The organism is Actinoplanes rectilineatus, from assembly GCF_000962825.1.
GTDB classification, from domain to species: Bacteria; Actinomycetota; Actinomycetes; order Mycobacteriales; family Micromonosporaceae; genus Actinoplanes; species Actinoplanes rectilineatus.
The window spans coordinates 110,061-122,696 of record NZ_JZKF01000015.1 but is presented as its reverse complement, the minus strand read 5'-3'; the positions used below and the strand labels follow the sequence as shown (position 1 = coordinate 122,696).

Below are 12,636 nucleotides of genomic sequence, written 5' to 3'. Positions count from 1 at the left end.
GTCCGCATCTCGCAGAGAAAGCGCGAAGAGATTCCCGTAGACGTCAGCTCCCCGAAGTTCTCGATGAACTCCCGCAGCACAGGCCGAACCTCGTAGCCTCCGGCTTCTAACCTGCGGCAGGCGTCCGCCACATCCAGGTCGGTCACCCGCACACCGATCAGTGACGGAATGCCACGCAGCGACGACGCGAAATCGGCGCGCACTTTCCGGACACTTCCGATCAGGACGGATACCGGTCCGGCTCGAACCCGCCGAGCCGAGGCAACTTGATCGACCCGTCCAGCAACTCGACCAGGATGATCAGCCGCTGCCCCATGAGCAGGCGGTCGTAGGAGGCGAGTTGCAGGATGTCCAGGAAGTCGACCGCCCATTTCGCGTCGGCGGAAAATGCCTGGTCGAAGCCTCGAATAACAAAGAGCAGTCCGAGGCCTCGGCCAACCTCCAAGTCTTGGAGCATCCCGTGCAGGGAGTTCAAATTCCCCGGCCCGTACTCGTAATGCGAGTACATCGGGATCGCACCGATGAGGCTGTTCGAGAAGGACACCAGCGACACACCGTCATACACGGATTCAGCGACCGAGTACCCAAGCTCGGACAGCCGCTCGACGAACCTCGCCAGGGTCTCGGGATCAGCACAGACCGAGACGCCACCCGCGCGGATCAGCTCATAGTCGAACTGCCCGCAGATAGCCTCCGCAAAACTGAACGCCGACATCGCGTCTCTACTCCTTCATCCGCCATACCGTCATCAGCGGTGCAGAACAGATGCTGCCACAGCTCGAGGGCGGTTTCCAGGGCACGCCGCAGCAAGTAGGAAGGCACTGTTTTCGCTGACAGAAACGGTTGGCTGGCGAACAGGGATCAGAGATCGGCGAACCGCAGTCGCGCATTCCTTTTCGCCGGATCCCTTCAGAGAGTTCAGCTAACCAAATCTCTCGCGAAATCCATCAAGTCAGGATCCCGCTCCACTAACCTCTGCTCGAACTTCTCCCAACCCTGCTCCGCAACGATTCTTGCCTCGTCGGCAGCAATGGGAATCAGCCACACGATGGCGACCGATTTTCCATCCTCCACCACGACCGACTTGAAGTCACCGTCATAGTAGACCGGCAACGCCGCATAAAGATGAGTGAATCTTTCTCCCAAAACGAGACCATCGGGCAATTTCACCACATCTCCACGCAGTACAACTTCGCGAGAATCGACGCATTTCGACCAAATGAATTCGAACACCCCCAGCAGAGAGTCACGCACGGTCTCATTCGAACTGCGTACAGCAGAAATAAATTCGATGAAGAAGTGCCTGCTGTGACCGCGTTCATGCAAGGGCAACTTACTCAGCCCCAGCGTGGAATAGCCGGCGACGCCAGCAAAGACGCCGCCGGCGAAGCAGCCCACATTGAAGGTCGGAAGACCCTCCTGAGGCGACCCGGACCAGCTCATTTCAAGCCGCCCCAGGCGACCCTCAAGATGATCTACAAGTAAAGGCACCCGCTCACACTACACCGTCCTGACGGTTGCCAGCACCCCGGTTACACGGAATGCATTCAATCCGAATATCCTGATTATAAAGATCCAACGCCTTCGCGCGATCGTTCGGATACCAGCGGTTTGTGTGAGCAATGGGATAATGCCCCAAGTCGCCCGTCTTCTGATCACCGGACGGATTCTGGAAGACTTCACCAACACAGTTCGGACCCTGCCTCGGGCACATAATTCCACCTGTAGGACCGGGCGTACCGCTCTTCCAGGCCTTGTCCACCGTATCCGCACGGAAACTTCCTCGGCTTGAGTTGAAGCCGGTTGCATTGGTTCCGCGCATGAGGCCCTGATCATTAAGTTCCCCAGCCACCAGTCCATTCGGATTCGGAAGGAAGTGACCTCTCGAATCGGTAGGACTAAACCCTTCTTCACATCTACATCCCGTACCGTGACCTGCATCTTGATTGCCACAGTTGTGGACAAGAACGGGTTCGTCACCAGCAAGTACGTAGTACGTATGGACGACGGCGACCGTAAGGTCGCGCATCTCCTTGCTGTCCTCGTAGTTACGGACGCTCTGAACGGTGACGGTTCCCTCGCCGATGACCTTGAGCTGGTCGCCCGGCTCCAGATTCTCAGCGTCGGTCCAGGCCTGATCCGTCTCGTTCCAGAACGGGTGGTTTTGAGTGGTGTTGAGGACCGTGGACTTACCGTCCTGGTCGACGACCGTCAGGTCCGTGAACTCGTGGTCGGTGTTCAAGTGCAACTGAGTGACCTGCTGCGACGTCGACTCACCCGACTCCGGGTCAGTGGCGACGACTTCGTCGCCCACGTTGACGTCCTCGATCGGGCGCTCTGAACCGTCGGCCATCAGAACCGGCGTATCGGGATCGAAGCTGTGCTTGGGCTTCCTGGTGTTCGGGCAGGAGGCGCCGCCGGTGAAGTTCAGGCCGAGGCTGATCGTGCCGGTGGCCATTTGCAGGCCGCCGCCGGAGCTGCCGCCCTTTTTGCCTCCGCCGGTCAGGGCGCTCATGCCGGGGACCATGCCCATGACCGCGGCCTTGGGGTTCACCCGGCCGGTCGTCACCGCCTGGGTCACGACGTCCTCGACGCCGTTTTCGACGGCCTCGGTGGCTACGCGGCCCATCAGGCCGGTGCCGACCTTGCCGGCTACCAGGGTGCCGACCTTGCCTGCGATGGCGCCGCCGGCGCCGCCGGCCAGGCCGGAGAGGGCGCCGGTGCCGAGGGAGCCGAGGGCGTCGCCGATGGAGTGGATGTCGCCCTGGGCGGCGTCCTTCGCCAGGTTGATCAGGGCGCCGGCGCCGACCATGCAGGCCACCGCGCCCACGCCGGCCGTGACGGCCGTGCAGGCCAGGCCGGCCACCACGCCGAGGCCGATGGCGGCCACCTCGAGGATGGTGTCCTTGTGTTTGACGACGAACTTGGCGGTGGCTTTCGCCGCGTCCTTGATCGCCGCGACCGGGTTCTTGACCACCCGCTTGGCGACGGCCTTGACCAGCTTGCCGGCTGCCTTGGCCTTCTTGACGACGGCCTTGGTTATCTTGGCGGCCTTCTTGACGGCTGCCTTGACGAACTTCTTCGTCGCCGCCTTGACCTTCTTGATGGCCTTGTGGACGTACCGCTTGGCTTTCGAGACCGCCTTGGCGACCCGTTTGACCGTCTTGTGGACGGCCTTGACCACCTTCTTCGCCGCCTTGTACGTGCTCTTCACGACGGTCTTGGCGGCGTGGTACGTGCTCCGCGCGTAGCTGTAGGCGGAGGCCGTGTACGAGGAGACGTAGCTGGTGGCCCGGGACACCGTCGACGAGACGGAACGCACCGCGCTCTTGATCATCGAGCTGAAGCCCCAGTGACCGGTGGGGTCCATGGTGGTCAGCGGGTTGGCGTCGCCGTACTGGTAGCGGTTGGCGGCGACCGAGTTGCCGACCGGGCTGTTGGAGGCGGTGTCGCGGGTGTCGAACTGGCCGGTGTCGACGTTGTACCAGCGGGCCATCATGTTGACCCGGCTCGTCGTCGTGTCGGTCCACTCCGACTGATAGCCCAGGCTGCCGATCATGCCGCCGGCACTGCCGACGACCTTGCCCAGCGGGTCGTACACCACCGAGGCGTCCAGGGACGCGCCGGTCGCGGTGAACTGCCCGACCAGGTCACTGTGCAGATCGGTCCAGGCGTACCGGGTGCCGGCCTCACCGGACTCGGCGAGCACCTCGTTGGCCGCGCCCCGAACGTACGTGGACTGGCCGTCCGCGGCGAGGTCGTTGTCGCTGCCCGTGTACGAGAAGCCGTCCTTGACAACCCGGCCGAGGGCGTCGTACTCGTACTTCTGGACGGTTCCGCCGGATGCGGCGGCCTGGGAGGCGACCTGGCCGAACGCGTCGGTCTTCGTCTCGGCCGAACCGGCGTACCGCAGCGAACCACGAGCCGTGTACGTGTACGTGGATCCGTCACCGGTCAGGAGGCGGTTCCGGGCGTCGTAGGTGAAGAGGTGGTCGCCGTTCTGGAGCCGGTTACCCGACTTGTCGTACGCGTAAGCGGTGGTCTTCGACCCGTCGTTCCACGAGGTCAGACGGTCCGCCAGGTCGTACGTGTACGTGTTGCTGATCGCCGCCGCGCCGCCGAAGCCGGTGGTCTTCTTCGAGACCATGCTGTCGTTGGCGTTCCATCCGTACTCGATCTTCGCCAGCGAGGCACCCGATGCCGACGTCAATTCGTCGCCGGTCAGACGCTGCTGCGCGTCATAGGTGAACGACCGCTTGTTACCCGTCCCGTACTGGACCTTGGTAACGGCGTTGAGGTTGTTGTAGGTGTACGTCTGGTCGACGTTCTTGTCGGCGTTCGACGTCTTCGACAGTCGGCCGGCGGTGTCATAGTCGAACTTCGTCGTCCCGGCCGCGTCGACGCGGGACTTCAGCGACCCGTCGCCGGTGTAGGTGAAGGCCGAGTCGCCCGAGGTTCCCTTGATCGACCGGGGCATACCGCGGTCGTCATAGGTGATCTCGTTCGAACCCCGTACCCCGGAGAATTCCTTGATCCGCCCACCGGCGTCGTACTGGAACTCACGGTCGACCGTGTCGGCCTCCGCGCCCGCGCCCTTCTGGCCGGTGAGCTGGCCCAGGATGTCGTAGCTGTTGGTGACGGTCACGCCGCCCGGCTGGATCTGCTTGACCGCCCGGCCGCCCGCGTCGTACACGGTCGTGAAGGTGCGGTCGGCCAGTGCCGGGTGGGCCGCCGTCTCCGGCTCGATCTGCGCGTCGCGCAGACCCCAGGAGTTGTACGAGGACCAGAACGCGTTCTTCCGTCCGTCGGTGAACCGCGTCTGGTTGCCCTCCAGGTCGTACCCGAAGGACGTCTCGATCGCATCCGAGCCGTTGATCGGCTGCCGTTCCGCCACCAGCAGGCCGGTCGCGTCGTACTCGTAGGTGCTCCGGGTGCCCCGGGCGTCGGTGACGGCGATCGTGTTGCCGGCCGCGTCGTACTCGGTGCTGGTGCCGCTCAGCCGCGCGCCGGCGGCGGAGTAGGAGGCCGCGGCGACCGGCTGGCCGACCGCGTCGTACGTGGTGGTGCTGTAGCTGTTGTCGGCGAGGATCGTCTTGACGACCTGGCCCAGCCCGTCGTACTCGACCTTGGTGACGTTGTTCGCGGCGTCCTTGACCGACACCGGCTCGCCGAGGGCGTTGTACTCGGTGGTCTGGCGGATGCCGTCCGGCGAGACCACACCGGTCTGCCGGCCGTACTGGTCGTACTCGTTGGTCGTGGTGTAGGTCTTGCCGTCCTGCCGGACCAGATCGCTGCTGGTCACCTGGCGACCCAGGTAGTCCCAGGTCATCGAGGAGACGGCGCCGGTCGGGTCGGTGGTGGAGAGCAGATCACCGACCTTGTCGTACGTGTAGGTCGTCTCCCTGCCGTCCGCCGCGACGGTCTTGGACATCCGGTCGAGCTGGTCGTACTCGAAGCGGGTGACGTTGCCCATCGGGTCGGTGATCGTCTTCGCCTCACCGGATGCGGTGTAGGTGTAGATCGTCTCCGGGGTGATCGGCGCCGAGCCGTCCCGCGGTGTGTAGGTCGGCGCCCGTTGCAGCGTCGGCCGGCCGTCCGCGTCGTAGTACGTCACGGACCAGTTGCCGAGGGCGTCCTTGGTGTCGGTGACTTCGCCGTACGTGTTGTACCCGGTCCAGGAGACCGCGTTCGCGAGGGACGCGCCCTTCTCCAGGGACTCGGCCATCGCGGCGGGTGCGGTCGTCTTCTCCGCGCCGCCGTTCTGGTCGTACGTGGTGTAGCTGGTGTGGCCGTTCGGGTCGGTCACCGAGGTGACGTCGTCGTTCTCGTCGTACGTGTAGCTGGTCCGGCTGGTCCGGTTGTCCGCCGCGGTCAGCGTGCCCGCGGCGAGCGCGGTGACCTCGGTGGCGCTCAGCGCCCGCTGGTAGAGCTGGACGTCGCTGAGCCCACCGGCGAGGAAGTCGCCCTTCGCGCCGTTCCAGTCCGCGGCGCCCAGGATGATCGAGCTGTTCGCACCGAACGCCTTACCGGTGTCGGTGCCCTCGGCCTTGCCGTTAACGTACAGGCGCAGCATGCCGGCCGTCGCGTCGTAGGTGCCGGCCAGGTGGGTCCACTGCCCGGCCACCGGGGCGGTGGTGGACTTGGCGACGTTGATGGCCGACGTGTTCGCGGCGTCCGCGCCGACCGTGGCGAACCGCCAGGCCTTCTGACCCTCGTCGTAGGAGAGGTCGAACGGCGACTGCTGGTCACCACCACCACCGGACACCATCCGCTGGGTCCAGCCGGTGGAGTACAGGTTCACCCAGGCGGAGACGGTGAAGTCGCGCCGGGTGTCGACGACCGGTCCGGTGGTCGTGATCGATGTCTCGTCGCTGAAGTATGCGGAACCGCCGCGCTCGGTGCTCCAGTAAACACCGTCCCTGGTGGTCAGCGTGCTGTTGCCGGCGCTGTCCGCGAGCCGCGTGCCGGTGCCCTCGTTCAGCTTCCAGCGCGCGACCGGACCCTGATCCTTCGAGGGGTACGAGGTCTGCGCGAGCACTCGGCCGGCCTTGTCATACAGGGCCTCGATCTTGGAGAGGACCGTGCCGGAGGCGTCCTTCTGCTCGACCCGGACGACCTTGTCGTCGACGTCGTAGGTGTTGACGGTGGTGCGGTTTAGGCCACCGGGGTCGGACGTCGTGGAGGTCTCCCGCCCGGCAGCGTCCCAGGTGTGCGCGACGACGGTCCGGCCGTTGTTGGTGACCTCGGTGAGGATGTTGCCGTCGGCGTCGTAGGAGTTGTCCTCCAGGACGAAGGACTCGTCGCCGTTCGACCGGACGGTCTTCGCCGGAAGCCCGTTGTCGGTGTACGTGTAGGTGGTGACCCACTTCATCGCGTCGATCTCGGTGGAGAGACGTCCGGCGTTGTCGTAGGTGTTCTCCTCGACCAGGTGCTTCTCCGGCGACGAGGGGTTGTTCGGGTCACCGGTGTAGTCGTGCAGCCACGTCTTGACGACGTTGCCGGCCGCGTCGTACTCGCTTGAGGTGACCGTGCCGTCCGGGCTGGTCTGCAGGGTCATCCGGCCCGAGGAGTCGTACGCGAAGGTGGTGGTCGCCCCGCCCGGCGTGGTGGAGGTGATCTCCTGGCCGTACCCGTTGTATCCGTGCTTCTCGACCCGCGGGTCGTCACCGCCGGTGGTGTCCTCCTCGCGCTCCTCCAGGACGTTGCCGTCCGCGTCGAAGACCGTGGTGGCGAGCTGGGTGTGCACCGCACCGGTGACCCGGTTGGTGATCGGCGGGTCGAGCTGGGTGACCAGCCGGTCCATCCGGTCGTAGGTGTTGGTGGTGACGACCCCGTCCGGGTACGCGCTGCTGACCTCGGTCTGGGTCACGGCCCGGCCGAGCGCGTCGTAGACGAAGCGGGTGATCGCCCCGTTCGGTTCGGTCACCTGGGCGACGTCACCGGACTTGAAGTAGGTGACCGACTGCCGTGCGCCGCCCGCCGTCACCATGGTGAGCGGCAGGCCGGCGGGCGGGGTGCCCCCGTCGGCGGCAACGGTGGTCGCGTCGGTGTACGTGGTCCGGGTGACCCGTCCGAGCGCGTCGGTCACCGCCGTCTGGTTGCCCTTGGCGTCGTACTCGTTGGTGGTCAGGTAGGTGTTGTCGGTGGCCGACGACGAACGACCGTCCCGGGTGGTGAGCAGCAGGTCGTTCTTCGGGTTCGGGGTGAGCGTCTTGGTAGTGGCGTCCGGGAAGTACGAGAAGTACACCGACGAGCACTTCTTGGCGTTCTGGTCCTGACAGGTGATCGACTGGATCGTGTTGCCCCGGACGTCCTGCAACGTCTGGGTCAGCACACCGTTCGGGTCGTACACCATGTTGGAGAAGCCACCGACGTCGTACCCGTACTGCGTGGTCTTGCCCCGCTCGTCGGTCTGCGCGACCATCCGGTTGCCGTTGACCAGGTCGAAGTGCGAGATCTGGGTGGCCTTCGCCGGGGTGGTGACGGTGACCTGGGAGACCGGCATGGCGATCGCCTTGGCCGTCCCGGAGATCATCGTCATGGCCACCGGCACGGTCTGCTTGACCGTCTCGACGTGGTCGACGATCTGCGCCTCGGTCAGCGTGCTGTCGTAGACGGCGGCCTCGGCGATCGCGCCCGGCCACCAGCCGATGTCCGCGGTGCCGTGCGACGGCCAGCCGCCCGACCAGCGGCCGGTGCCGATGTACGCGTGCTCGGCGCCGTACGCCACCAGTGCACCCGACTTGGTGTCGACCTTGGCACCGTCGAGGTACAGGGTCTGCGAGTTGGTGGTGGCGGCCAGTGCGACGTGGTGCCACTTGCCGTCGTTCACCGTCTTGGTGGTGACCGCCTGGTTGGCCGTCGAGCCGGTCCAGAACCCGCCGCGCAGCTTGCCGTCGATGCCGACGTACAGCGCCGGGGTCCAGCCGCTGGTGGTGGCCTCGTCGGTCGGCTGGATCTGCGAGGCGTAGAGGACACCGCCCTTGGTGGAACCGGACGGCATCTTGAACCACATCTCGACGCTGTGCGGTCCGGTGCCGGGGATGTCCTCGGTCGGCAGCTCGATGTACGACGAGGTCCCGTTGAACTGGGCGGCGGTGGTGTCCGCGAACGGTCCACTGCCGGTGGTGCCACCGAGCGTCACGTCGTTGTAGACGGCGGTCCCGCCGGCCACCTCGTTGACCGCCTCGGCGGCGTCGGTCTCGGTGAACCGCCAGTAGTCCCGCGGCTTGGCGCCGAGCACCGCACCCGCGTACACCAGGCTGCTGCCGACGACGCTCGGATCGCTGAGGACCCAGTCGCCGCCGTTCTCGTCGGTCACCTTCGCGACCCGGCCGGAGACCGTGTCGTACGCGACCTTCGCGGTGACCCCGCCACTCGGACGGACCACACCGGTCAGCACCGGCTGCGCGGTGGTCCCGGACTGGGCGAGGGACGCTGCCATCCCGGCGGTGACGGTCTGGTTGAAGAACGCCACGTCGGAGATCTGGCCGGTGAAGTAGGTGGCCTTGGCCGGAGTGACACTGGTGTTGGCGTGGTCCGGCCAGCTGTTGCCGACGTACCCCGCACCGACGTTGATGTTGGCGAACGAGCCGTTGGCGAACGAGGCGATCGTGCCGGTCAGCGCCGCACCGGTGGCGGCGCCGTCCAGGTACAGCCGCTGGCTGTCGCCGTCGCCGGCCAGCACCAGGTGGTGCCACTTGTTGTCGGTGACCGCGATCGTCGAGGTGATCGGCGTGGCCGCGCCCATCCAGAACTCGCCGCGCAGCTTCCCGTTCTTGTCGATGTACAGCGCGGGCGTGTAGTTGCTGGTGGTGGTGCCCTTGCTCATCGGGTCGGCGTTGTAGCTCAGCAGCACACCGCCGGCGGTGGCCGTCTTGAACCACATGCTGACCGACTGGTACTGACCGTCACCGATCAGGTTCGCGGGCAGCTGGGCGTACGAGCTGGTGCCGTTGAACGTGGCCACCGTGCCGGTGCTGCCGGCCAGCGGTCCACCGGCGGTACCGAGGGTGACCGCGTTGTACCGGGCCGAGTCCTTGCCGGCGTTCGCCAGCACCCGGCTCTGCGCCACGGTCTTGCCGGCCGCCTCGTTCAGCGGCCAGTACGCGGTCGGGTCGTTGTTCAGGACCGTGTTGCCGTGCTGCGAGGTGGCGGCGTACTCGTACTTCCAGCACTTGGTGTAGTCGTTCGGCTGGCACACCTCGGTGAGCTGGTCACCGGTGTACGAGTACTTCCAGGTGTTCGCACTGTCCGGGTTCGCCGCGTCCACCCGGTCGGTGGCGATGGTGGCCACCCGCGGGGCGGTCCCACCCACCGGCGTCGACCAGGCGACGGTCAGCTTCCGGCCGGAGGCGCTGGTCAGCATGGACGGGTTGCCGTCCGTGCCGTACCCGATGGTCAGCGAACGACCGTTCGCGTCGGTGACCGCGGTGAGCCGGAAGACACCCGAGCCGGCCGACCGCCCGAAGGTGTAGACCGTGGCGTCCTTGTCGGTCAGCGTGTACCCGGTGACCGTGGTGCCGCTCTTCGTCTCGACGAAGGTGGAGAAGCGACCGGACGGCGGAACGTACGTGCCGGTCGAGGTACGGCCGAACGCCACCTCGGAACCGGTCGGGTAGGTCACGCGTACCGATTGAATGGTGTTCGCGGCATCGACCACCTGCGACGCCTTGGCGTCGAGAATGCTCGCCCAACCCACGCCGAAGGCGGTGTTCCGCCGGGTGTCCAGGCTGTTGTAACTCCGCTCGATCGCCAGCGACGGGCCCACCGTCGCCACGTTCGCGTCGGTCGCCGACGTCGTGTAGTTACCGATGCTGGAGTCGAAACCCTTGCCGCCGTTCTGCGCCAGGTTTCCGGTCACCACCGGCTGCGGAACATTCGTCGAGAACGCGTACGCCGGCGTGTAAGAACCGTAGCCGACCTGGTCATAGGGCCGGACCGTGTACAGGTAGGTGCTGTTCCAGGACAGCTTGCCCGCCGGAACCGTCCAGGCGCCGGTCACCGCCGGCGAGGTGACGATCGTCTTGCCGTCGGTGTCCAGCACCGTGAAGACGTAGGTCAGACCCTTGTTCGGCCACTTGTCCGCATCCGAACCCTTGGCCAGCAGCTCCGGGGTGAGCGTCGACAGCACCGCGTTGTTCGCCGGGTACCGCACGTTGACCTGCGGGAGCACGTTGTTGCTGTAGGTCAGCTCCAGCACCGGCTTGTACGTACCGGAGCTGTGGTTCGCCGAGGTGAACCGCTTCCAGGCGTAGCTGTCGGTCTCCGACGCGGTCAGCGCCAGACCGTAGTTGGCCTCACCCTTCGACCAGCCGTCGATGACAGCGGCGTCCAAGTTCACCGTGACCCACTTGCCGACGCTGCGGTTCGCGGCCGAGTTGGTGCAGGCCGCGCCCGGGTCGGTGACGGTCAGCGTGCCGATCGCCGCCGAGTAGGACGGCGACTGGCTGACCGACGTCTTCGTGGCCAGGTCCGCGACCGTCCACTTCTCGGTGCTCTCCCGCACCTGGAACACCCGGTCGGTGTCACAGCTGTACGCCCAGGTCAGGTAGAGCTTCAGCTTGGCCGCGGTGATCCGCTTGCCCTTGAAACCGTCGGTGGCGAAGTCGTCGAAGTGGATGAACGAACGCGCCTTCGTGGTGCCACCGTTGTACGTACCGACCGGCAGGTTGTCGCCGTTGTTGTCGGTGCTCGAGTCGTTGTCGATCATCACGTCACCGGTGGTGCCGGTGGTCTGCGTCGGGTCGACCCGTACCGGATAGACGCGCGCCGGGTCGTTCAGCCAGGCCCGGTCCGCCTCGACCTTCAGGGCGGAACCGCCCTGGTATTCGATGATCTCGAAGGCGACGGCGGTCGACTCGGCCGGCGAACCCGACTTCGGGTCGACCAGCGAGTCCTTCATCGAACCGCGCGGGAACCAGGCGACCGCCTTGCCGTCCTTGTTCAGCAGCTCGATGCCACCGTCGGCAGCAGCCCGCGGGGTCAGCCCCTTCAAGGTCAGCGGGAAGATCCAGGAGTTCGCGGCCTGCGGCGACTGCAGGACCATCGTCTCCTTGATGCCGGAGTCGAAGGTCTCCAGTTCGAGGTCGGTCTGCGGCAGGATGCCGGGGTAGGTGGCGACGTTGCCGTCGACCCGCGCGGTGACCGGGGCGGCACCGACCAGGGAGTATCCGACGCTCTCGCCGGTGGGGAGTTCGAGGTTGGAGAGAAGGGTCCCGGTCTCGGCCTCGGCCTCGGCCTCGGCCTCGGGGGTCTCGCTCGGGCTCGGAGCCGCGCTGGGGCTTTCGCTCGGGCTCGCACTGGGGGCCGGCGTCACCGCCTCGGGGATCTCGACCGCCGTGGCGACCGACGTCTCCAGGCTGTTCGCGGCGGCGTGCAGACGGCCGTCCGACTGGCGCTCCAGGTCGACGTCGATCGGCTTCCACTCGCCGTCGCCGTCCTGGAAGTTCACCGGGCGCGGGTACGTCTTCGTGGTGACCGAACCGTCGGCGTTGTCGAAGACCTCGGACCGCTGCGTGGACAGGCTCTCGTCCTGCTCACTGGTCTTCTCGTCGAAACCCTCGACGATCTCGCCGGTGGTCTTCTTCGGCTTGTTCGGGTCGTACGGTTCGTACGCGTCGAGCGCGTTCTTGACCGGCGTCGCCGCCCGCCCGGCGCCACCCGGCTCCTTGGTGTCGTCATAGGTGGCGTCCCGCCCCTCGGCGGAACCCTCCTGCTGCTCCGGTGCCGGCGGCGGCCCGGCCAGCAGCGGCCTCGCCTCCAGCAGCGACAGAAGCCAGGAGACCGGAAGCTCCGGTTTCTCCACGGCGCCGACGGGTGCACCCACCGTCAACGCAAGAACGATCGCGGACAACACCGCGATCCGATTCGTACCCCGGCGCATCGCCGAATCCCCCCGCCAACATCAACAGCGGGGAGCAGTGTGCACGATCAGGTGACGCTACGAAAGATCTTGAATACTTAAATGGATGGGCGACGAACCCTCGGTGACCGATAGCGGATCTTCGACAGCCGGAGAGTGATCACCGTGACCACTCCCGGCCACCATCCCACTACTCTCACGCACCACGTTGGACAATGCCGCCACCTGCGACGATCCCCTTACCCTCCGGAGAACCTCCGGGCCAGGACGCC

3 protein-coding genes are annotated in these 12,636 nt (G+C 66.1%); all 3 read right to left on the bottom strand.

What is annotated here, in order from left to right:
* Nucleotides 1–220: 220 nt before the first annotated feature.
* Complete coding sequence (locus WH85_RS14475; protein ID WP_045742341.1) at nucleotides 221–715, bottom strand: hypothetical protein; 495 nt, start codon at nucleotides 713–715, stop codon at nucleotides 221–223.
* Nucleotides 716–918: 203 nt separating this feature from the next.
* A complete protein-coding gene (locus WH85_RS48715) occupies nucleotides 919–1,491 on the bottom strand; it encodes a suppressor of fused domain protein (RefSeq protein ID WP_157410993.1) in 573 nt (190 codons plus the stop codon).
* A gap of 4 nt (nucleotides 1,492–1,495) precedes the next feature.
* The gene (locus WH85_RS14465; RefSeq protein WP_045742339.1) at nucleotides 1,496–12,385 is read right to left on the bottom strand and encodes a LamG-like jellyroll fold domain-containing protein; all 10,890 of its coding nucleotides are present in this window, start codon (nucleotides 12,383–12,385) and stop codon (nucleotides 1,496–1,498) included.
* Nucleotides 12,386–12,636: the final 251 nt, after the last annotated feature.